Annotated in this window: 19 protein-coding genes and 2 pseudogenes; 12 read left to right on the top strand and 9 right to left on the bottom strand. The window is 66.8% G+C overall.

The features are described from left to right. Positions 1-4 precede the first annotated feature (4 nt). The 4 genes and pseudogenes from OKW28_RS11990 to OKW28_RS11975 all read right to left on the bottom strand — a co-directional run bounded on the left by OKW28_RS11990 (position 5) and on the right by OKW28_RS11975 (position 4,117). Positions 5-775: a hypothetical protein gene (locus OKW28_RS11990; protein WP_429445740.1), complete on the bottom strand. Its 771-nt coding sequence runs from the start codon at positions 773-775 to the stop codon at positions 5-7. Continuing rightward, positions 772-1,683 carry a substrate-binding domain-containing protein gene (locus tag OKW28_RS11985; protein ID WP_429445738.1) on the bottom strand — a complete coding sequence of 304 codons (912 nt, stop codon included), beginning with the start codon at positions 1,681-1,683 and terminating at the stop codon, positions 772-774. The genes OKW28_RS11990 and OKW28_RS11985 overlap by 4 nt, the downstream gene beginning before the upstream one ends. Positions 1,684-1,714: 31 nt before the next feature. Further along, the gene (locus OKW28_RS11980; RefSeq protein ID WP_429445736.1) at positions 1,715-2,134 is read right to left on the bottom strand and encodes a c-type cytochrome; all 420 of its coding nucleotides are present in this window, start codon (positions 2,132-2,134) and stop codon (positions 1,715-1,717) included. Positions 2,135-2,298: 164 nt separating this feature from the next. After that, positions 2,299-4,117: pseudogene (locus OKW28_RS11975) on the bottom strand (methanol/ethanol family PQQ-dependent dehydrogenase). 419 nt (positions 4,118-4,536) lie between these two features. Here OKW28_RS11975 and OKW28_RS11970 point away from each other — a divergent pair. The 9 genes from OKW28_RS11970 (at position 4,537) to OKW28_RS11930 (ending at position 12,585) form a co-directional block, all read left to right on the top strand. After that, positions 4,537-4,935 carry a 4a-hydroxytetrahydrobiopterin dehydratase gene (locus tag OKW28_RS11970; protein WP_090809095.1) on the top strand — a complete coding sequence of 133 codons (399 nt, stop codon included), beginning with the start codon at positions 4,537-4,539 and terminating at the stop codon, positions 4,933-4,935. Positions 4,936-5,208: 273 nt separating this feature from the next. Then, complete coding sequence (locus OKW28_RS11965; RefSeq protein WP_429445735.1) at positions 5,209-6,234, top strand: beta-ribofuranosylaminobenzene 5'-phosphate synthase family protein; 1,026 nt, start codon at positions 5,209-5,211, stop codon at positions 6,232-6,234. A 102-nt stretch (positions 6,235-6,336) separates the two neighbouring features. Next, positions 6,337-7,263, top strand: a complete 927-nt coding sequence (locus OKW28_RS11960) for an NAD(P)-dependent methylenetetrahydromethanopterin dehydrogenase (RefSeq protein ID WP_429445733.1) — start codon at positions 6,337-6,339, stop codon at positions 7,261-7,263. A gap of 11 nt (positions 7,264-7,274) precedes the next feature. Then, positions 7,275-8,498, top strand: coding sequence for an ATP-grasp domain-containing protein (locus OKW28_RS11955; protein ID WP_429445731.1), 1,224 nt, complete (start codon positions 7,275-7,277; stop codon positions 8,496-8,498). Next, positions 8,461-9,501, top strand: coding sequence for a methenyltetrahydromethanopterin cyclohydrolase (gene mch, locus OKW28_RS11950; protein ID WP_429445729.1), 1,041 nt, complete (start codon positions 8,461-8,463; stop codon positions 9,499-9,501). Before OKW28_RS11955 ends, mch begins: the two co-directional genes overlap by 38 nt. Further along, entirely contained in the window at positions 9,498-10,469 is a 972-nt protein-coding gene (locus tag OKW28_RS11945) for an ATP-grasp domain-containing protein (protein WP_429445727.1), read from the top strand. Before mch ends, OKW28_RS11945 begins: the two co-directional genes overlap by 4 nt. Positions 10,470-10,474: 5 nt before the next feature. Further along, positions 10,475-11,377 carry a triphosphoribosyl-dephospho-CoA synthase gene (locus OKW28_RS11940; protein WP_429445726.1) on the top strand — a complete coding sequence of 301 codons (903 nt, stop codon included), beginning with the start codon at positions 10,475-10,477 and terminating at the stop codon, positions 11,375-11,377. 183 nt (positions 11,378-11,560) lie between these two features. After that, positions 11,561-12,070 (top strand): formaldehyde-activating enzyme, encoded by a 510-nt coding sequence (fae, locus tag OKW28_RS11935; RefSeq protein WP_184067342.1) that lies wholly within the window; start codon positions 11,561-11,563, stop codon positions 12,068-12,070. A gap of 137 nt (positions 12,071-12,207) precedes the next feature. Beyond that, complete coding sequence (locus OKW28_RS11930) at positions 12,208-12,585, top strand: hypothetical protein (protein ID WP_429445724.1); 378 nt, start codon at positions 12,208-12,210, stop codon at positions 12,583-12,585. 107 nt (positions 12,586-12,692) lie between these two features. Here the strand turns inward: OKW28_RS11930 and OKW28_RS11925 are convergent. Then, positions 12,693-13,200: pseudogene (locus OKW28_RS11925) on the bottom strand (dihydroneopterin aldolase). Positions 13,201-13,589: 389 nt separating this feature from the next. Between OKW28_RS11925 and OKW28_RS11920 the strand changes: the two are divergent. Genes OKW28_RS11920 through OKW28_RS11910 form a run of 3 tightly spaced genes read left to right on the top strand, consistent with a single transcriptional unit; the run spans position 13,590 to position 17,631 of the window. Beyond that, positions 13,590-15,644: a sigma-54-dependent Fis family transcriptional regulator gene (locus OKW28_RS11920; protein WP_429445722.1), complete on the top strand. Its 2,055-nt coding sequence runs from the start codon at positions 13,590-13,592 to the stop codon at positions 15,642-15,644. Continuing rightward, positions 15,641-16,270, top strand: coding sequence for a flavoprotein (locus tag OKW28_RS11915; RefSeq protein ID WP_429292271.1), 630 nt, complete (start codon positions 15,641-15,643; stop codon positions 16,268-16,270). The genes OKW28_RS11920 and OKW28_RS11915 overlap by 4 nt, the downstream gene beginning before the upstream one ends. Next, positions 16,249-17,631, top strand: a complete 1,383-nt coding sequence (locus OKW28_RS11910; RefSeq protein WP_429445720.1) for a DUF6513 domain-containing protein — start codon at positions 16,249-16,251, stop codon at positions 17,629-17,631. The genes OKW28_RS11915 and OKW28_RS11910 overlap by 22 nt, the downstream gene beginning before the upstream one ends. Positions 17,632-17,644: 13 nt before the next feature. On the opposite strand, the gene rpe is transcribed toward OKW28_RS11910, so the two are convergent. From rpe to OKW28_RS11890, 4 genes are read right to left on the bottom strand one after another with little or no spacing between them, the layout of a single operon-like run. After that, positions 17,645-18,352, bottom strand: a complete 708-nt coding sequence (rpe, locus tag OKW28_RS11905) for a ribulose-phosphate 3-epimerase (protein ID WP_429445718.1) — start codon at positions 18,350-18,352, stop codon at positions 17,645-17,647. 21 nt (positions 18,353-18,373) lie between these two features. Next, a complete protein-coding gene (fba, locus tag OKW28_RS11900) occupies positions 18,374-19,411 on the bottom strand; it encodes a class II fructose-bisphosphate aldolase (protein WP_429445716.1) in 1,038 nt (345 codons plus the stop codon). Between the two features lie 44 nt (positions 19,412-19,455). Further along, complete coding sequence (gene tkt / locus OKW28_RS11895; protein WP_429445714.1) at positions 19,456-21,507, bottom strand: transketolase; 2,052 nt, start codon at positions 21,505-21,507, stop codon at positions 19,456-19,458. A 46-nt stretch (positions 21,508-21,553) separates the two neighbouring features. Continuing rightward, complete coding sequence (locus OKW28_RS11890) at positions 21,554-22,426, bottom strand: phosphoribulokinase (RefSeq protein WP_429445712.1); 873 nt, start codon at positions 22,424-22,426, stop codon at positions 21,554-21,556. Positions 22,427-22,451: the final 25 nt, after the last annotated feature.

Raw genomic sequence — 22,451 nt, 5'->3', positions numbered from 1 at the left:
TGATTCAGCGACTCGCTCGCGGCGCATTCGATGACGGTTTCGCCGGCGCCTTGCCCGAAGGCAACTTGTTCAGTGCCGATTGAAAGCTCAACGACTCCGTATGCGCCGGATGCGCAAAGTCGTTGTTGGGGCCCGGCACGTCGGTGCGGATCTGCACGACCTGGCCCGGCACGCCGTCTGCGAGCAGGAACGTGTAGCGCTTGCCCGTGTATTGTGCGAAGCGCTCCGCGTTCGGATCGTTCAGATAAGGCTGCACGACGATGCGCCGCGCGCTGACCGGCTTGCCGCCGACCTCGCTCGGCACGCTGTCGATCTGCGGCCCCGCGGCGAGCGCGAGACGCAGACGCTGCTGGAAATAGCGGCGCTGCCCGCCGGTGAGACCCTGCATCTCCGCGATGTCGTGTTCGAGAAAATAAATGATTGCCGGATTGCACTGCAGGCCGCCGATCGGCAGGTTCACGCTGCCGCTATGGTCGGACACCTGTGCGTCGCCTTTCGCGTTGTTCTCGCTCAGCACCAGCACCTTGACGACATCGGCACTGCGAGACGGTTGCCCGGAATCGATCAGCGCGTAGTCGAGTTCGGTCTGCGCGGCGACGCCGTGCAGATGATCGCTCAGAAAAATCAGCCGCTCGGCCGGCGTGATCTCGTCGCCGCCCGGCGCCGACGCCGGACTCGCCGCACGCGCGGCGGCTGGCGCGAGGCACAGCACACACAGCGTGCCCATCAGCGCGGCGCGTGCCGCGCGCAGCCAGGCGCCGCGCGCGCGCGTCATTGCGACGCGTCGCCAGGCTTGCCCGCCGGCGCGTCGACCGGTTTGAGCATCGGCACCTGGTAGGTCGCGAGGATGCTGTCGATCTTGTCGTGATTCGCGCCAATCCATTGATCCACCTTGTCCTTCCAGTCCTTCTCGCCGTAGCGCACGCCCATCGAAATCGTGTAGTCGAAGCGGATGCCCGGCCCCGGTGGGAACGGCACGAGTCTGACCGAATCACCGGCGCGCTTCGCGAAGTAGCCCGCAATCGGCCCCCATAGGAACACCACGTCCACGTTGCCCGCGTGCAGGTCGTGTTCGATCATCTGGCCCGGGTACACGGCCGGATCGCCGCTTTGCACCTGGTACGACACCGCCTGGTCGATCAGGTTGTGGCCGAGCAGCCAGTCCACCGCGGGGGTTTGCGAAAAGATGCCGAAGCGCAGCTTGTGCAGTTGATCGGGCGGCAGCTTCAGCAGGTCGTCGGGCGTCTTGATGCTCGCGAACTCGGGGCGGTTCGGCAGCACCATTGCGTAGGTCGAGCGCAGATACGGCTGCGTCGTCGACGTCATGTCATAGCCCTTCGGCACGCCGATGATCAGGTCGCAGCGATAGCGCTCGCTGCCATCCTCCTTCTCGCGCAGCGTGTGGCGCACGAAGCCCATGCGCTGCGGAAAGTACGTGTATTCGAGCTTGTAGCCGAAGTCGCTCGCCATCTGGGCCGCGATGCGGTTCTCGTAGCCCTCGCCCTTGTCGTTCGACAACGGCATGTTGTTCGGGTCCGCGCACACCCTGAGCACGCCGTCCGCGCCGTCGTTGTTCGGCAGCGCGGGGCCGTCCGCCCGGACCGCGGCGCTCGCGAGCGCCGCGCCACACAACGCGGCCGCGATCACGCTGACATGCACGGACATGCTTCTCTTATCACGCATCGTGAGCCTCCGGAAGAATGACGACACGGCGTTATTTGGCGTCGATGGCCTGCAGATCGCCCGGCTTGATCTGTCCATCGGAGCGCCCTTTCAGGTACGCGTAGAGGTTTTCCCAGTTCTTCTGCATCATCTGGCTCGTGCTGAAATCGGGCATGCCCTTGTCCACCCGGCCGCCGAACACCGTGCGATGAAACTCGGTCTTGTCCAGCGTCTTGAACGCGTCGATCAGCGACGGCCCGACCATGCCCTGCTGCTGCGCGCCGTGGCAGCGTTCGCAAGCGAGCGCTCGCCACGTCTTCCAGCCCTGCAGCGTATTACTGTCCACCTTGGTGCCGTCGACCACCTTGTACGCGACCTGCGCAATCGAAGGATTGTTCTGCGCGTATCCGACGGGCAGCGCGACGAGCGCTGCGGGCAACACGGTGAGCAACAGGATAGATCGGCCTTTCATGCACATGTCTCCATCTGGGAATAAGCCGCGCCCCGATGCGTGTCATCGACGCATCCATCAACGGGCGCGATCTGGGGGTGATTCAATGCTTGCGCGAGGCTGACGGGGCGGCCGTGCCTGTTCAAGCCGCCCCGCTCGTTCAGCCTTTCATTTCAGCCGTTCGTTCAGCTCTTTTCGCCAGGAATCGCGAACACGAACAGCGTGCCGCCGAGCGCGGTGTACTTCGCGAGATCTTTGTAGCCGCCGACCGCACCCAGACCTTCGGTCGGCTTCTCCAGACCCGCCGCCATGCCGATGCCGGCCCAGCCGCCGATGCCCGAATACACGCCGACGTACTGCTTGCCCTGATACTCATACGTGAAGACGTTGCCGATGATTCCCGACGGCGTCTTGAAGCGCCACAGTTCCTTGCCGTCCTTGATGCGCACCGCCTTCAGGTAGCCTTCCAGCGTGCCGTAGAACGCGATGCCGCCCGCGGTCGCCAGCACACCCGACCACACCGAGAACCTCTCCGGCTTCGAGTAGACGATCTTGCCCTTGCTCGCATCCCACGCGATGAAGTTGCCCATCGAGTTGCCCTCGTTCGGGCCCGGATACATCGACAGCGTGGCGCCGACATACGGCTGTCCCGACACGTAGTCGACATCGAACGGCTCATAGTCCATGCAGACGTGGTTGGTCGGCACGAGGAACAGATGCGAGTTCGGATCGTACGCCGCCGGTTGCTGGTCCTTCGAACCGAGTGCCGCCGGGCAGATGCCCTTCACGTTGTGATCGGACCCGGCCGCCTGCGTCGAGTACGCCGCGTTGCGGATCGGCAGGCCGCTTTTCAGATCGACACGGTCGGCCCAGTTCACCGCCGGGTCGTACTTCTGCGCGACCAGCAGCTCTCCGGTTACGCGATTGAGCGTATAGCCGAAGCCGTTCCGGTCGAAGTGCACGATCGCGGGCACCTGCTTGCCGTTGATCGTCAGATCGGACAGGATCATTTCGTTGACGCCGTCATAGTCCCATTCGTCGTGCGGCGTCATCTGGTAGACCCATTTGGCCGTGCCGGTATTCAGGTCGCGCGCGAAGATCGACATCGACCATTTGTTGTCGCCCGGACGTTGCGTCGGGTTCCATGTGCCCGGATTGCCAGTACCGTAGTAGACAAGGTTGAGTTTCGGATCCCACGCATACCAGCCCCACGTGGTGCCGCCGCCAAGCTTCCACTGGTCCCCCTTCCACGACTTCACCGACGAATCCGCGCCCACCGGCACCATCTGGCCATTGGAGTACGTCATCGTCTTTTGCGGGTCGAGCAGCATGTCGTTGTCGGGGCCCGTGCTGTACGCGGTCCAGACCGGTTTGCCGGTCTTGATGTCGTACGCGATCAGACGTCCACGCACGCCGAACTCGCCGCCCCGAGATGCCAGTCAGCACCTTGTCGCCGAATACGTGCGGCGCGTTGGTGTTGGTTTCGCCGGCTTTCGGATTGCCGTTCTGCGCGCTCCACACCACCTCGCCCGTCTTCGCGTTCAGCGCGACGAGCTTGGTGTCGGCCTGCTGCAGGAAGATCTTGCCGTCGCCATATGCGAGACCGCGATTGACGGTGTCGCAGCACATCACCGAGACGACCTGTTCATCCTGCTTCGGCTGATACTGCCAGATGAACGTCTGATCCTTCAGGTTGACCGCAATAACCTTGTTCGGAAACGGGGAGTGGATATACATCGTGTCGCCGATCACGAGCGGCGCGCCTTCATGGCCGCGCAGCACGCCGGTCGACATGGTCCATGCGACCTGCAGTTTGCCGACGTTGTTCTCGTTGATCTGCTTGAGCGGGCTGTAGCGGTGATTCGCATAATCGCCCGCCTGGGTCGCCCAGTTGGCTGGGTTTTTCATCAGTCCGTCGAGCTGCGAATCGGCCTGCGCAGCCAGAGAGCCAAAGGCTGCGGATGCGAGGATCGCGAGCCCAAGAACTACAGTGCGTAAGTTCATGTCCCCTCCAGAATTGTCCTGCTGTTCAACTCACGAATGACCCACGCTACCTCATCGCATCGTGCGCGCCTTCTCGAGTGCAGGTAACGATTAACGCGCTATCCCGATTCGATGTCGGGCTTCGCGACGCATGAACGGCCGACGCATATTCCATGCCGGAATAGCGGCAACGTTCGCCGCTATTGGCTGCGCTGGCCCGGCGACTCGGCACGCGCGACGTGTCGCGGCACTCGGGCGTTGCACGCCGATGCTTGCATGGCGGTAAGCTGAAGGGCCCTGCGTCACGCGATGCGGCACATACTGTGTCACTTGCGTGATACGAATCGTGTCCTTTGCGAATCACACGCCGCGGCACGGGCCTGTCACTTGCAACGATGCTTCGTTCGGCGATCGATTCGCGCATTCGAGGAGCAACAGCCATGGCAAACACCGAGCACGTCTATACCGACGAAGAGATCCAGCAGCGCCTCGTCGGTCCGCTGCAGCACTGGTATCTGGAAGATGGCTGGCTACGGCGCAAATACCGCACCGAGGGCTGGAAGGGAACGCTGATGGTGGTCAACACCGTCGGCCACCTCGCGGAAGCCGCCTGGCACCACCCCGATCTGACGGTCTCGTACGCATTCGTGACCGTGAAGCTGAAGACGCACAGCGCCAAGGGCATCACCGACAAGGACTTCGCGCTCGCGACGAAGATCGAATCGGTGGTCCACTGGCAGCCCGGGCTCGAGGACGGCCCGCTCGAAGGCACGCCCGCCGACGATCAGCGCTTCCGCTATATCAAGTACGACGCGCCCAAACCCGCGCAAGGCAGTTGACACGCGTTCCTGTCGCCGGATGAAACAGCGCGTGACACAGTGCGCCTTCGGCGTCACACAGCGTCCATGCGGCGGCGAAACCGCGTGGGGCGAGGCGTGCCCGTTTAGAGGTTCCAATGGGCCGAACCCGCGGCGGCGGCCGTTGCGCGTGCCTGGTACGGCTTTCGCTTGACGTCGCCGGGCGCACTATCGCTGGAACCCGCGACGCGTTGCGGACGCCTCGCGGCCGAACCCGGTCTTGTGCACCCGCAAGGACACCTGAGGACACTCGAGATGCCGCTTCAGCTCCGCCGCCTGCCGCCACGCGCCCCCATCACGATCGATGCGCCCGCGCGGCTGCATCTGGGCTTTCTCGATCCGAACGCGTCGCTCGGGCGTGCGTTCGGCAGCCTGGGGCTCGTCATCGATACGCACGGCACGCGGATCGAAGCGCGGCTCGCCGAACGCGAGCAGATCGGCGGCGTGGTCAGCGAGGCCGAGCGCGAGCGCATCGCGCTGAGTCTCGCGCGGCTGCAGGCCGCCTATGGACCGGCGACACTCGCGATCGACGTGCTGGAGGCGCCGCGCGCGCACACCGGCCTCGGCTCCGGCACGCAGCTGGCGCTGGCGGTCGGCACCGCGTTCGCGCGCCTTGTCGGCCAGCCGGCGAGGAGCGCCGAGCTCGCCAGTCTGCTCGGGCGCGGCGCCCGCTCCGGCATCGGCATACTCGGCTTCGAGTGCGGCGGCCTGCTGCTCGATGGCGGCCCGCCCCGCGATCTGCGCCAGAGCATGCCGCCGCTGCTGTCGCGCCAGCCGTTTCCGCAGCCGTGGCGCGTGCTGCTCGTCAGCGACAACAGCCGCGAGGGCTTGCACGGTACCGAGGAACGCGGCGCGCTCGCATCGCTCGCGCCGTTTCCGCAGCGGCTCGCCGCGCATCTGTGCCATCTGGTGCTGATGCAGATCCTGCCCGGCGCCGCCGAACATAACTTCGCACCGTTCGCGCACGGCCTCACCGAGCTGCAGCAGACCATCGGCGAATATTTCGCGAGCGCGCAAGGCGGCGTGTTCGCGAGTCCCGACGTCGAGCGCGTGCTGCGCGCGGTCGCCGCCGAACGCACCGCCGGCATTGGCCAAACCTCGTGGGGCCCGACTGGCTTCGCGGTGCTCGCGAGCGCGCGCGAGGCCGACCGCGCGCTCGCGACCGCGCGCGCCGTCGCGAGCGCGCTGCCGCATATTGAATGCAGCGTCGCCGCGGGCCGCAACAGCGGCGCGGCGATCAGCGGCGCCGAGGCGCGCGCGCCGCACATCGACGCCGCATGATGCGCTGCACCGCTCAGGCCGCCGCTTACGTAAGGCGCTGCCACGAGCGGCGCGGCTTTGTCTTGCGCCGTCCCCGAGATTGCCACTAAAACGAGCCCTGCCATGTCAGAAACCATTGAAAGGCCCTACATCCTGCACATGTTCACGGCCACGCCGCAGATGAGTCCGTTCGACGTCAACATGGCCGCCGACGCCGGCTATCAGGTCATCGTGCCGTATTGCAACGTCGAAGCGGGCATGGTCGCGAATCTGACGCAGGACGCGATCTTCTCGCGCGGCCCGAAAGGGGTGTCTCGCACCGGCATCTTCATCGGCGGACGGGACGTGATGCAGGCCGCCGACATGCTCGACACCGCGCGCCGCGCGATGGTCCCGCCGTTCGAGGTCTCGGTGTTCGCCGATCCGAGCGGTTCGTACACGACCGCGGCCGCGCTCGTCGCGCTGGTCGAGCGGCATCTGGGCAAACAGCACGGCGTGGAGCTGGGCGGCAAGCGCGTGCTGATTCTCGGCGGAACGGGCGCGGTCGGGCGCATCGCGGCGGCGATCGCCGCGTCGCGCGGCGCCGACGTGACGATCGCGAGCCACCACGACCGCAATCGCGCGCTCGGGGCCTCGGCCGAAGTCAACAAGCGCTTCGGCATCTTCACGAACGGCATCGGCGCCACGACGCCCGACGAACTGCGCGGCGCGCTCGCCGACGCGGAAATCGTGCTCGCCACCGCCGTCGCGGGCGCGCGGGTGGTCGGCAGGGACGACCTCGTGCATGCGAAGCGCCTGCTCGTCGCCGCCGACGTCAACGCGGTGCCGCCCGAAGGGATCGCCGGCGTGAACGTGATGAACGACGGCAAGCCGATCGACGGCGTGCCGAACGCGGGCGCGGTCGGCATCGGCGCGCTGGCGATCGGCAACGTCAAATATCAGGTCGAGCATCGCCTCTTCATGCGCATGCGCACGGGTGGTAAGCCGGTCTACCTGGGCTTCCCTGAAGCCTACGACGAGGCCCGCGCGGTCGCGGGCGGTCTCGGCTGAGCGCGGTCGTCATGAAGTCGCACCGCCCGCTCATGCATGCGCCGTTGGTCGCGGTCGTCGGGCAGTCCGCGCGCTTGCTCGCGCAGTCCGCGGCGCGCGCCGGCCTGCATGTCGCCGCGCTCGATATCTTCGGCGACCGCGACACGCGCGAGGCCGCCGAGCTATGGTTCGACATCGGCCGTGGTGATGGCGCGCTCGGGATCGACCGGGCGCGGCTCGTCGATGCGCTTGCGCGTGTCGCGCGCTTGCCGGGTTTGCTTGGCTGGATCGGCGGCAGCGGGCTCGAACCTTTGATGCCTCAGTTGTGCCGCGAATCCGGCTTGCCGCGCTTTCTCGGCAACGCTGCCGAGGCGATCGCGGCCGTGCGCGAGCCGCGGCGTTTCTTCGCGCTGCTCGACGCGTTGCGGATTGCGCATCCGGCTGTGTCGTTCGAGCGGCCCGCGACGGCCGAGGGCTGGCTGTTCAAGCAGGCGGATGGTTGTGGCGGTACGCATATCGAGACGGCCGACTCGTTCCATTTAACGACCGACTCCGCGCACGGCTACTTCCAGCGCATTGGCCACGGCCGCTCGCTGTCGGCGCTTTTCATCGGCGCGCACGGCAGCGCGCATCTGATCGGTTTCGCCGAGCAATTCATCTGCGCGATCGGCGATCTGCGCTTCGTGCATGCGGGCTCGATCGGGCCGATCGACTTGCCGCCAGCGTTCATCGCGCACGTGCAGCAAGCGCTCGACGCGCTGTGCGCAAACACCGGCCTCGTCGGCATCAACAGCTGCGACTTCCTGTCGGACGGCACCTCGTTCGACGTGCTCGAAATCAACCCGCGCCCTTCGTCGACGATGGCGCTCTACGAAACCGCGTCGCCCGATGCATGGCCTGCCGGCCTGCTCGCCTGCCACCTCGACGCGTGCCGCCACGGCCGCGCGCCGTCGGCCGCGAGCCTCGCGCTCGCCCGCGCGCCGCGCTGGCGCGCCGGTCAGCGCGTGCTGTTCGCGCAGCGGCCGTTCAGCGTCTCGGCCGCGTTCTCGGACGCCTGCCTGCGCGACCCGCAATGCCGCGACGTGCCGATGCCGGGCACTCGCATCGACGCAGGGCAGCCGGTCTGCACGCTGCACGCGCGAGCGGCATCGGTAGACGCGGTGCTCACCGCGCTCGACGCGCAGCACGAACGCGTCGTCCAACGAATCGAAACCTGCGATGAACCCGACCATGCCTGCCTCCACGCCCACAGCTGAGACTTCCCCGCCCGCCGCGTTGCCGAGCGTGAACGCGCTTTCAGAGCGCCTCGTAGCACGGCTCGTCGATCAAGCGGCACAGCTCGGCGTCGCGCTGACGCGCACGCGCGATGGCACCGTGATCGCCGACGCCGGCGTCGACGCGCGCGGCGGCCTCGACGCCGGCGTGCTGATCGCGCGCATCTGCATGGGCGGTCTCGGCCGCGTCGCGGTACGCGCGAACTTCGACGCCGCGCCGCTGTGGCCGACGATGCTCGAGGTCAGCACGTCGTCGCCGGTGCTCGCCTGTCTCGGCAGCCAGTACGCGGGCTGGAGCCTGTCGGCGACCAGCGAGCAAACCGGCGGCAAGAAATTCTTTTCGCTCGGCTCTGGGCCCGCGCGCGCGCTCGCGGTCAAGGAGCCGCTATTCGACGAACTCGGCTATCGCGACCGCCACGAGCGCGGCGCGCTGGTGCTCGAAGTGGACCGCCTGCCGCCGCAGGTCGTGATCGACAAGGTGCTGCACGATTGCGGCCTCGCGCCCGAACACCTGACGCTGATCGTCACGCCGACACACTCTGTCGCGGGAACGGTACAGGTCGTCGCCCGCGTCGTCGAAGTTGCGCTGCACAAGGTGCACGTGCTCGGCGTACCGCTCGATGAGATCGTCGCGGGGACGGGCTCGGCGCCGCTGCCGCCGCCCGCCCCCGACGGCATTCAGGCGATGGGCCGCACCAACGACGCGATCCTGTACGGCGGCCGCGTGCACCTGACCGTCCAGCACGACGAGATCGCGCAACGTCTCGCCGACACCCTCCCCTCCGCCAATTCGCGCGACTACGGCCGGCCGTTCGCGGACGTCTTCACGGCCGTCAACTTCGACTTCTATCAGATCGATCCCGCGCTGTTCGCGCCCGCCGAAGTGTGGGTCAGCAGCCTCGAAAGCGGCGCGACCTATCATGGCGGCCGGCTCGACGGCGGCCTGCTGCGCAAACAGTGGGGCGGCGAGTCCGTCGCGCGATGATGATCACATCAGGCGTGCGCATCGCGATCATGACCGACGAAACCGGCTGGCACACCGGCCGGCTGAAAAAGGCGTTCCGCGCGCGCGGCGCCGAAGCGCGTTGCGTCGATCTCGCGGATTGCCGCATCGACACCACGTGGCTGCCGCACGGCCTCGCGATCCCGGGCTTCGGCCGCACGCTGCCGGACGCGGTGTTCGTACGCGGCATCGCCGGCGGCAGCTTCGAGCAGGTGACGCTGCGGCTCGGCATCCTGCACGCGCTGCGCGAATCGGGCGTGCCGGTGTACAACGACGCGCGCGCGATCGAGCGCAGCGTCGACAAGTCGATGACGAGCTTCCTGCTGCATCGCGCGGGCGTGCCGACACCGGCCACCTGGGCCGGCGAATCCGCCGCGTTCGCGCAACGCGTACTGATGCGCGAAGCGGCCGCCGGCCGTCAGGTCGTGCTCAAGCCGCTGTTCGGCTCGCAAGGCCACGGGCTCAAACGGCTCGGCGTGCGCGGCGGGCTGCTCGCGCCGTTGCCGTCGCTCGCCCGTTATCGGCAGGTCGCTTATCTGCAGCGCTTCGTCGCGAGCAACCGGCCCGGTTTCGACTGGCGCGTGCTGGTGATCGGCGGCAAGGCGGTCGCGGCGATGCGGCGCAGCGGCGGCAAGGGCTGGATTCACAACGTCGCGCAAGGCGCGCGCTGCGAGCCCGCCGAACTCACGGTCCCGCTTGCACAGACGGCAGTGCGCGCAACCGCCGCGCTCGGGCTCGACTACGCGGGCGTGGACCTGATCCCGAATGCCGACGACGCCGCGCTGCCCCTCGTGCTCGAAGTCAACGGCGTGGCCGCGTGGCGCGGTTTGCAGTCGGTCGTGCCGCTCGATGTCGCGGCGGCGCTCGTCGACGATCTGCTCGATCGCAGGCTGGCCGAGCAAGCCGCTAGCGCCGGATTGCCTGAGCAGTCTCCGCAGCGCCGGGCTTGAGCGCGATGCCGGACACTCATGCGATTCCCGACGAGCACGCGCGCGCTGCCTTCCTCGAAGCCTGCGCGCTCGACATCACCACGCCGAAACCCGGCAACGTCAGCACCCAAAGCCCCGGCCACGGCATGCACGCGGCCCAGTTCCTCGCCAGCGCGGAGGCGTCACTCGACGCGCTATTCGCGCGCGGCGAGCGCGTCGGACAGCGCATTCTCGACGCGGTCACGCGCACGCGCGCGGCCGTCGGCTGCAATACGAATCTCGGCATCGTGCTGCTGGTTGCGCCGCTCGCCGCGGCCCTCGACGAAACCGGCGAACCGCCGGTGTCGGCGCAAGCGTGGCGCGCGGCCGTCGGCGACGTGCTGAGCCGGCTCGACGTCGAAGACGCTCGGCTTGCTTACCGCGCGATCGCGCTCGCCAATCCCGGCGGCCTCGGCGACGCGCCCGAGCAATCGGTCCACGCACCGCCGACGATCGGCCTGCGCGACGCGATGCGGCTTGCCAGCCGGCGCGACAGCATCGCGCGGCAGTACGCGAACGGTTTCGCCGACCTGTTCGACACCGGCCTCGCCGCTTACTTCGAAGCCTCGAGACCAACGCCCGAACCCGCGCCCGCCGATCCAGGCGAAATCGCGATGCTCAACGTGTTTCTCACGTTCCTCGGCGGCTGGCCCGACTCTCACATTGTGCGCAAGCACGGCCGCGCGCTGGCGCAGAGTGTCACGCTCGTGGCACGCGAACAGCACGCGCGCTGGCGCCAGGCGCGACCCGCCGCGCGCCGCCCGGCGGGCGATCCGCAACTCGATGCCTGGGATGCCGAATTGAAGGCCCGCGCGATCAATCCCGGCACCAGCGCGGACCTCGCGGTGGCCACGCTGTTTCTTGCGCGCTGCGTCGAAGGGCGCGGTTAACCCTGAATCGTCTGGACTGAAGAAGACCCGAACAGCCGCGTCAGCAGGCCCTTGGCGACAACTGGCACGGAACCTGTTAGTTAGTACCGCCGTGCATTCCCGCACCGCTCTCGCGATGCTGATCTGGACGATCGCGGGCGGCGCCTCGTTAGCAGGTCCATACCTACTCATTGGAGGAACAGAATGGCCAAGATCAACCGCGTCATGATCGGTGAATCGCTCGTCGGCGACGGCAACGAGGTCGCGCACATCGACTTGCTGATCGGACCGCGAGGTTCGGCTGCGGAAACCGCGTTCTGCAACGCGCTCACCAATAACAAGGACGGCTTCACGTCGCTGCTCGCCGTCGTCGCGCCCAATCTCATCACGAAGCCCAATACGATCCTGTTCAACAAGGTGACGATCAAAGGCGCCAAGCAGGCCGTGCAGATGTTCGGCCCGGCGCAGCACGCGGTCGCGCTCGCGGTGGCCGACAGTGTCGAGGACGGCACGATCCCGCAGGAAGAAGCCGACGATCTGTTCCTCTGCGTCGGCGTGTTCATTCACTGGCAGGCCGAGGACGACAAGAAGATCCAGCAGTTCAACTATCAGGCGACGCGCGAGGCCATCAAGCGCGCGGTCAGCGGCGACCCGAGCGCGGCTGAAGTGATGGCGAAGAAGGGCAGCGTCGCGCATCCGTTCGCGCCGAACTGACGGCGCATGCAAGCGCAGGAGACGCGGCGCCGTTGCCGGCACCGCCTCCTCGCGCCTCCCGTCGCCTCGCGGCCGCAAGGCACGCATCTCGCGCAGCGGTTCGCGAAGCAGGCTCAATGCTCTCGCAGAGGCATTCAATGACCAACAGATGTCGCGCGCTTCTCGCCTTTACCTCGCTCCTGCTCGCCGCGCCGCTCGCGTGGGCGGGCGGCTACAACTATCCGACCGAGGGTCGCGTCGAATACGTGCTCAGCTGCATGGACGATAACGGCCACGATTTCGCGAACGTCTACAAGTGCTCGTGCGTGATCGACAAGATGGCCGCGTCGTTGCCGTACGACGAATTCGTCGACCAGTCGACCTTCTCGAAGTACGCGACGCTAGGCGGCGAAGGCGGCGCGGAATTCCGCGTCGACCACGCTAAGGCGCAAACCAGGCACTTCCGCGCGCTGCAAACCAGCGCATATCAGGCGTGCGGACTCGGTCCGCAGAAAACGTCGACCGTGGCGAAATGACCACGGCCTGAAACACGCCGGGCGTTCTGCGCGCCCGGCTCGGCGCCCCCGGCTCGGCGCCCCCCGCTCGGCGCGCCCGGCTCGGCGCCCCCGGCTCGGTGCCCCCCTCAATTCGGCACCAGCCCCTCGCCCAGCGACGCGTACCGCGCGAGACCCACGGCCAACGCCGAGCCATCGCCGCGACGCCGCTCGATCTGCACGCCGACGGCCGCGAGGTCGGCGAACTTGGCCGGCTTCGCGAGCGACACGCGCACCCAGTGCGCGCCGAAGTCGGCGATCAGCAGTTGCGCAATCGTCTCGGCAAGCGCCTCCAGCAGCCGCACGCGATGCGACGCGAACAGCTCGAGCAGCGCCAGGCGCACGGCCGCGTAGTTGACCGTATCTTCGATCCGGTCCGTCGCGCAGGCGCGAATCGCTGGCACGCCGATAGCCAGGTTCACACGCACCGGTTGCGCAAACATGCAACTCACTGCTATCGATACCGATGACCGTCTGGCCGATGAAATTCTCGATGAATACGATGTCGAGGCGCTCGGGCAACGCGCCGACTTGCGGGCCGGGATTGGCGCCGAGGCTGGAAAATGCGGCAAGGCGAATAGTATCGAAACGATCCATGATTTGCTCTCCGCCGCGGCGCGGCCCAGGATTGAACAGCCAGTGATGACGAGCGAAACGATGCAACAGTAGAACAGTAGAACTGAACGACGCGCGGCACACTCTGTGCCGAAGCTGCGACAGGCATGCAACCTGCAAACCGTTTAACGCGTCGCGCATCGAGAAAAGCAAATTCCGGGCACAGTGAGGTAAACCCAGTGTGACTTTCTGTTGAACCAATCCTGCATCGGGCGTACAGTTTTAAACACCCGCCTCGTAGTAGGGCGCGGTCGGGAGGGCCCAGGCGAACCGAAATTCCGCCGCACCAGGGGCAGGCAGGCTTGATAAAGCGGCATTCGCGGCGTGCGAAGCAGTCACGCTTCCGAAATGACGCAACGGAGACAAATCCCATGTCGTTGCTCGCTGACAGCAGTACGCACGTCCGGGAAGTTCTGAAGGTGGTCAACCATCAGTTGACCACGCGCCCGACAAGCGAACCCGTAGCTCAGTCGTGGACGCGCTGCATCAACGAATTCCAGCTGGACCCCGCGCGTTTCGTGCCGCCGCCGGTGCTCACCGAGTACGAACTCAGCGCGCGCCGTGAGGCGCTCGGCGATCTGATCGCGTGTTCGAAGCTCGAGATGACGACGCTCTATCAGCAACTGGCCGATCCCGAGCTCGCGGTCGTGCTCGTCGATTCTGGCGGCGTGATCGTGCATCAGGTGTCGTCCGTGCCGTTCGCCGAGGCGGTCGCCGTCGACGGCTTTCGCGTCGGCGCGCTGTGGAGCGAACGCGAAGCCGGCACCAACGGCATGGGCACCTGCCTCGCGGAGCGCGACTGCATCGCCGTCTGTCAGCACGAGCATTTCTATCCGCGTTATACGTCGCTGACGTGCTCAGCCGCGCCGATCTTCGACGACGGCGGCGAAATCGCCGGCGTGCTCGACGTCACGAGCCGCTCGAAGCTGCTGCAGCAGCACTCGCTGGTGCTGGTCGGCATGTCGCGTCAGATGATCGAAAACCGTCTGCTCGATGCGCGCTACCGGCACGCCAACATGATCCATTTCCACAGCCGCCCGGAATTCGTGGGCACGCTGCACGGCGGCAAGCTCGCGGTCGGCGACGACAGCACCGTGCTCGCCGCGAATCGCAGCGCGCTGTTCCAGCTGGGCTTCCGCTCGCTGAGCGAGCTGCGCGGCCGGCGCATCGAGGAAGCATTCAACGCGTCGCTCGAAGACATGATCGCGCGCAGCATTCGCGGCTCGTTCCATCCGGTCACCGTCTACAGCGCAAACGCGACGAACCGCTTTTTCCTCGTCGCGCAGACGCCGCAAAACGCCACGGGGCGCGTGACGCGCGTGCTCGTCCCCGACTCCGCCATGCGCGCCAACGCCTCCGAAAAACACGAGAAACATCCGCCGGTGCCGAAGCTCGACGAGATCGCGCACCTCGAATTCGGCGACCCGCGCATGGCCTCGCAGATCCAGTTGGCCGCGCGCGTGATCCAGCGCAAGATTCCGATCGTGCTGCGCGGCCAGACCGGCACCGGCAAGGAAGTCTTCGCGCAGGCGTTGCATAGCATCAGCCCGCACGCCGACGGTCTGTTCGTGCCGGTCAACTGCGCGTCGCTGCCGGAGAACCTGATCGAGAGCGAGCTGTTCGGCTACCGCGCGGGCGCGTTTACCGGCGCGCAGCGCGAAGGACGGCGCGGCAAGATCGTGCAGGCCAACGGCGGTACGCTGTTTCTCGACGAGATCGGCGACATGCCGCTCGTGTTGCAGGCTCGCCTGCTGCGCGTGATCGAGGAGCACGAGGTCACGCCGCTCGGCGCCGAGACCACCGTCAAGGTCAATTTCCAGCTGATCAGCGCGAGCCACCGCAATCTGCTCGAACTCGTGCAAAGCGGGCAATTCCGCGAGGATCTGTACTACCGGCTCAAGGGCGTCGAGCTGAATCTGCCGGCGCTGCGCGAGCGCGTCGACAAGCTGCCGCTGATCCATCATCTGCTCGCGAACGAAACCGACGATCCGCCCGATCTGACGCCGGAAGCCGAACACGCGCTGCTCACCTACGCGTGGCCCGGCAACATCCGTCAGCTGCGTCACGTGTTGCAGATGGCCATCGCGCTGTCCGACGGCGAGCCGATCCGCTGCGAGCATCTGCCGCCCGAGGTCACGCAACGCACGTCGGCGGTCGACCTGCCGATCGCGCTGCGCCTCGCGAACGCGGACATGGACGGGCATCTCGCCGACGAAGCGGACATTTCTTCGCTGAACGCGATCCAGCTGAACGAGCGCGAAACGGTGCTGTCGCTGCTCGACGAGCACCGCTGGAACGTCAGCAACGTCGCGAAGGCGCTCGGCATCAGCCGCAATACGCTGTATCGCAAGATGCGCCGGCTGCACATCCGGCTGTCGCATGAAGGCTCGCCGCCCGACGGCATGCCGTTCGATCTCGACGCATGACCGGGTCGTCCCTCAGGTCCCCCAGCGAGTCTGCTCGCAAGGGCGCCCGCGATCTCGCCGACTTCAAGCCGGATGCGCACTTCGCGTGGTGCGTGACCGGCTCCGGTCATATGCTGGAAGAATCGATCGCGCTCGCGCGGCGCTTGCCGCGCGTCGATCTGTTTCTGTCCGCGGCGGCCGAGGAAGTGCTGCCGCTCTATGGCTGGTCGCTCGACAAGCTGCGCGAACACTTTCGCGTACTGCGCGACAACAGCGCGAGCGGCGTGCCGGTCGGCATGCTGTATCACGGCGTCTATCACACGGTCGTGATCGCACCCGCCACCAGCAACACGGTCGCCAAATGTGCTTACGGCATCTCGGATACGCTGCCGACCAATATGTACGCGCAGGCCGGCAAGCAATGCATCCCCGGCATCGTCTTTGCGTGCGACACCGAACCGAGCGTGATCACGCATAGCCCGGACGAATGGGTCGAACTGCGGCCACGGGCGATCGAACTCGACAACGTCGAGCGTCTGGCGCGCTTCGAATACACGACGCTCGCGCGCTCGCTCGACGAACTCGAAGCGGCGCTCACCCAACGCCTCGCGACCCTCGACCTCGCATGGACCACCTCCTCTTCCTGACCGGCCGGCTTGCCGAACCGAGCCTGCGGCGCGTGCTCGACGGCATGGCGCCGACGCCGTTCAGTTGGGAGGTGCGCGAAATCGGCCTGCAAGTGGCCGCGTTGATGACCGCCGACCTGATTCAGCGCCGCGTGAGCGCGCCGCTCGCCGCGCAGCGCGTGATCGTGCCGGGCCGCTGCCGTGGCGATCTCGACGCGCTGAGCACGCACTACGGCGTGCCGTTCGAACGCGGTCCCGAGGAGGTCAAGGACTTGCCGCAATTTTTCGGCCGCAAGGCGAAGCCGTTCGATCTGAGCCGCTACGACACGGAGATATTCGCGGAGATCGTCGATGCGCCGCGCCTCGACCTCGACGGCATCGCGGCAAGGGCGTGCGAGTATGCGACCCAAGGCGCGGACGTGATCGACATCGGCTGTCTGCCGGACACGCCGTTTCCGCATCTCGAAGACGCGGTGCGGCGGCTGAAGGCCGAAGGCTATCGCGTCAGCGTCGATTCGATGCGCAACGACGAACTACTGCGCGGCGGCCGCGCGGGCGCCGACTATCTGATGAGCCTGAACCTCGATACGCTATGGATCGCCGACGAAGTGCCGTCGACGCCGATCCTCGTCGCGCGCGAACCGGCCGACCCCGCTTCGCTCGACGCCGCGATCGACGCGCTGTCCGTGTGCGGCCGCGCGTTTCTCGCCGATCCGATTCTCGATCCGATTCCGTTCGGGCTGGCCGCGTCGATTGCGCGCTATGTGCGCTTGCGCGAGCGCTATCCCGACATCGCGATCATGATGGGCATCGGCAACGTGACCGAACTCACCGAGGCCGACACGAGCGGCATCAACGCGGTGCTGCTTGGCATGGCGGCTGAATTGCGCGTTGGCGCGGTGCTGGCGACGTCGGTGAGCCAGCATGCGCGGCGCGCGTTGCGCGAAGCCGATGTCGCGCGCCGCGTGATGCATGCCGCGCGCGATGCGCAGGTGCTGCCGAAGGGCATCAGCACCGAACTCGCGACGGTCCACGCGAAACGGCCGTTTCCGTACAGCGCCGAAGAAATCGACGAATTCGCGCGCGGCGTGCGTGACCCGAATTTCCGCGTACAGATCAGCGCCGATGGCATTCACGTGTACAACCGCGACGGCCATCGTCGCGGCGACGATCCGTTCGCGCTGTACCCGCAGTTGAAGCTCGAAACAGACGGCGGCCACGCGTTCTATATGGGCGTGCAGCTTGCGCGGGCCGAGATTGCATGGCGGCTCGGCAAGCGCTTCGATCAGGACCAGCCGCTCGACTGGGGCTGCGCGGTCGACCGGCCTGAAGAAGATCTCAGCGCATGGTGCGCGCCGGGCGAGACGATGAAAGAGCGCTGAAACAGCAGCGCCATCACTGCATGGCCGCCACCCGCGCGTGTTCGTCGACAGTAGCCAGTTCGCCGCGCATGCCGCGAATCGCCTGCGCGCGATCGCCCGCACCGAACACGGCCGACCCGGCAACGAACACGTCCGCACCTGCCGTGGCGGCACGCGCGATGTTCGACGCCTTCACGCCGCCGTCCACTTCGATCAGCAAGGGCCGCCCGGTGCGCTGCATCGTCGTGTCGACACGCTCGCGCAGCAGCCGCAACTTGTCGAGCGTTTCGGCGATGAATGCCTGGCCGCCGAAGCCTGGATTCACCGACATCACCAGCACGACGTCGAGCATCTCCAGCACGTGATCGAGCGCCGCGAGCGGCGTGGCCGGATTCAGCGCCAGCCCCGCGCGCGCACCGTGCGAGCGGATCAGTTCGATGGTCCGATGCACGTGCAGCGTCGCCTCCGGATGAAAACTGATCAGGTTCGCGCCGGCCTCGGCAAACGCCGACACCAGCGGATCGACGGGCGTGGTCATCAGATGCACGTCGAACGGCAGCGTCGTGTACGGCCGGATCGCCGAGCACACGAGTGGGCCGACCGTCAGGTTCGGCACGTAGTGGTTGTCCATCACGTCCAGATGAATCCAGTCCGCGCCGGCCGCCGTCACGTCGCGAATCTCGTCGGCGAGCCGGGCGAAATCCGCCGACAACAGCGACGGCGCAATCAGGAATTCGCGCATTGCGTTCTCCGTCCGGTGGCGTTAGTGGTAGCGGCTCGCCATCGTGTCGAGCGGCAGCGGCCTGATGCGCGCCGCCTGCCCCGCGCAACCGAACGCCTCGAATCGCTCGACGCAGATCGCGCTCGCCGCGGCGGTGGCGGCCTTCAATGCCGCGCGCGGATCGAACTCCGCGCGGGCATTGGCGAGCGACTTGCGCATCGCGCCGCTCATCGCGAGACGGATGTCGGTGTCGATGTTGACCTTGCGCACGCCCTGCGCGATGCCGCGGCGGATTTCGTCGACGGGCACGCCGTAGGTGGTCGGAATCTCGCCGCCATATTCGCGGATCAGCGCGAGCCATTCCTGCGGCACCGACGACGAACCGTGCATCACCAGATGCGTGTTCGGAATCCGCGCATGGATATCGGCGATCCGGTCGATCGCGAGGATGTCGCCGGTCGGCTCGCGGCTGAACTTGTACGCGCCGTGCGAAGTACCGATCGCGATCGCGAGCGCATCGACGCCGGTCGCGTCGACGAAGCGCCGCGCTTCGTCCGGATCGGTCAGCAGGTGCTCGCGTGTGAGCTTGCCTTGTGCGCCGACGCCGTCCTCTTCGCCTGCCGTGCCGGTTTCGAGCGAACCGAGACAGCCGAGCTCGCCTTCCACCGACACGCCGACCGCATGCGCGGCGTCCACCACGCGCCGGCTCACCTCGACGTTGTAGTCGTACGCGGCGGGGGTTTTCTGATCGGGCAGCAGCGAGCCGTCCATCATCACCGACGTGAAGCCCGAGCGGATCGCCTGCTGACACACCGCGGGGCTCGCGCCGTGATCCTGATGCAGCACGAGCGGAATGTCCGGGTGCGCTTCGAGCGCGGCGAGCACCAGATGGCGCAGATACGGCTCGCCCGCGTACTTGCGCGCGCCGGCCGACGCCTGCAGGATCACCGGGCTATCGGTGGCCTCGGCCGCGCGCATGATCGCGTGAATCTGCTCCATGTTGTTGACGTTGAACGCGGGCACGCCGTAGTCATGTTCGGCCGCGTGATCCAGCAGTTGCCGCAGGGTGATGAAGGCCATTGCGTGCTCCTCGATATGAAATGAAATCCTGGCGAACGGCGGGCTCAACGCGCGCGGTCCGCGACGCGCCGTGCTTCGTCGATCACCGCCTGCGCGTTCAGCCCGAAATGCCCGAACAACGCGGCGGCCGGGGCCGATTCGCCGAACGTATCGATGCCGACCACGCCACCCTCGAGCCCGACGTATTGCCGCCAGAACGCGCGCACGCCCGCCTCGATCGCGACACGCGGCACGCCCGGCGGCAGCACGACGTCGCGCCAGGCGCGCGGTTGCCGGTCGAACGCGGTGGTCGATGGCATCGATACGACGCGCGCGGCAATACCGGCGGCCGCGAGCGGCGCAATCGCATCGAGTGCGAGGGAAACTTCCGAGCCGGTGGCGATCAGAACGATGCGCGCCGGTGGCTCTTGCCCTTCTTCGGCGGGCCAATCGCGCAACACGTAGCCGCCACGCGCAATCGCGGCGACCTGTTCGGCGGAGCGCGTCACGAAGCGCAGGTTCTGCCGGCTCAGCAACAGACACGACGGTCCGTCCCGTTCCACCGCGCCGACCCACGCCTGCGCGGTCTCGACGGTGTCGCACGGACGCCAGACGTCGAGCCCCGGAATCAGCCTGAGGCTCGCCGCGTGTTCGACCGCCTGATGCGTGGGTCCGTCTTCGCCGAGTCCGATCGAGTCGTGCGTGAACACGAAGATCGAGCGCGTCTTCATCAGCGCGGCCATACGCAACGCGTTGCGCGCATAGTCGGAGAACGTCAGGAACGTGCCGCCGAACGGCAGGTAGCCGCGATGCAGCGCGATGCCGTTCATCACCGCGCTCATGCCGAACTCGCGCACGCCGTAGTGCACGTAGTTGCCGCCGCGCAGACCGTTTTCGTCACAGCGGATATCGACCGCGCCCGCCCAGTCCGTCAGGTTCGAACCGGTCAGATCGGCCGAGCCGCCGAGCAGCTCCGGCAGGCAGCGCGCGAGCGCGGCGATCGCTTTTTGCGAGGCCTTACGCGTCGCGATCGATTCGGCCGCGCAATCCGCATCGCGCAGCAGCGCGCGAACCGTGTCGTGCCAATGCGCGGGCAAGCTGCCTTCCATACGTCGTTCGAATTCGGCGGCCTCCATCGGATAGTGCCGGCGATACGCGTCGAAACGCGCGCGCCACTCGGCTTCAGCAGCGGCACCGCGCTCGCTCGCGTCGAAGTTCGCGCGAATCTCGCCGGGAATCCCGAACGGCGGATGCGGCCAGCCGAGCGCGCGGCGTGTGCGTTCCACCTCGTCGGCGCCGAGCGGCGCGCCGTGTACATCGTGCGTGCCGGCCTTCGACGGCGCGCCCTGGCCGATCACCGTGCGGCAACAGATCAGCGTCGGCCGGCCGGTGGCGCGCGCCGCGTGCAACGCGCGATCGACCGCATCGACGTCGTGGCCGTCCACCTCGCGCACCACGTGCCAGCCATAGGACGCGAAGCGCGCGGGCGTATCGTCGCCGAACCATTGCGCGACGTGGCCGTCGATCGAGATACCGTTGTCGTCGTAGAGCACCGTCAGCTTGTCGAGCTTCAGCGTGCCCGCGAGCGACGCCGCTTCGTGCGAGATGCCCTCCATCAGGCAGCCGTCGCCGACGAAAACGTAGGTGCGATGATCGACGATCCGATGCCCGGCCCGGTTGAACTCGCGCGCGAGCAAGGCCTCGCCGAGCGCCATGCCGACGCCGTTCGCGAGCCCCTGACCGAGCGGCCCGGTGGTCGTCTCGACGCCTGGTGTCACGCCCACTTCGGGATGCCCCGGCGTTTTGCTGTGCAACTGGCGAAAACGCTTCAATTCGTCGATCGGCAGGTCATAGCCCGTCAGATGCAGCAGTCCATAGAGCAGCATCGAACCATGCCCGTTCGACAAAACGAACCGATCGCGGTCGGGCCACGCGGGATTGCGCGGGTTGTGCTTCAGATGCCGGTCCCACAATGCGACCGCGATCTCGGCCATGCCGAGCGGCATGCCAGGATGTCCCGACTTCGCGGCTTCCACCGCATCGATCGCGAGCATGCGCAGCGCGTCGGCCATCGAGCGCGTGGCGGGTGCGTCAAGCGGTTGCGCGACTGCACTCATCGAATCTCTCCTTGCGAAATGAACCTCGGTATCCGTCTGGTACCGCTCAGGCGCGCGAGCGTCGGTCGATCAGTTGCAGGATCATCGGCGTGAAGATCAGCTGCATCGCGAGTCCCATCTTGCCGCCCGGCACGACGATCACGTTCGGGCGCGACATGAACGAGTCGTGCAGCATCGTCAGCAGATACTGGAAATCGATACCCTTCGGCCGCGCGAAGCGGATCACGACGAAGCTCTCGTCCGGTTGCGGAATCTCGCGGGCGGTAAACGGATTCGACGTGTCCACGGTCGGCACGCGCTGGAAGTTCACATGCGTGCGCGAGAACTGCGGGCAGATGTGGTTCACGTAGTCGGGCATGCGCCGCAGGATCGTGTCGACCACCGCTTCGTGCGTGTAGCCGCGCATCGTCTGATCGCGGTGCAGCTTCTGGATCCATTCGAGGTTGATGATCGGCACGACGCCGATCAGCAGATCCGCATGCCGCGCGATATCGACCCTGTCGGTCACCGCCGCGCCATGCAGCCCTTCGTAGAACATCAGGTCGGTATCGGGCGCGACCTCCTCCCACGGCGTGAAGGTGCCGCCGTCCTGCTTGTACAGTTGCGCTTCGCCCGCGTCGTGCACGTAGTGGCGAAACTGCCCGCTGCCGTTTTCGCCGTAGCGCGTGAACAGCGTTTCGAGTTCTTCGAGCAGATTCGCTTCCGGCCCGAAGTGGCTGAAATTCGGCACATCGTCGCGTTCGCGCTCCTGCATCGCCGCGCGCATGCCGTTGCGGTCATAGCGATGGAACGCGTCGCCTTCGACGATCTGCGCATTGATGTGCTCGCGTCTGAAGATATGCGTGAAACTCTTCATGACGGTGGTGGTGCCGGCGCCGCTCGAGCCGGTCACCGCGATGATCGGATGTTTGACTGACATGCGTTTGTCTCCGGATGACTGTGTT

Origin of the sequence: Paraburkholderia sp. 40 (assembly GCF_050434105.1) — a bacterium.
Lineage (GTDB): Bacteria > Pseudomonadota > Gammaproteobacteria > Burkholderiales > Burkholderiaceae > Paraburkholderia > Paraburkholderia tuberum.
Note: the sequence above shows the minus strand (reverse complement) of the source record. Positions and strands in the feature narration are given on the sequence as shown.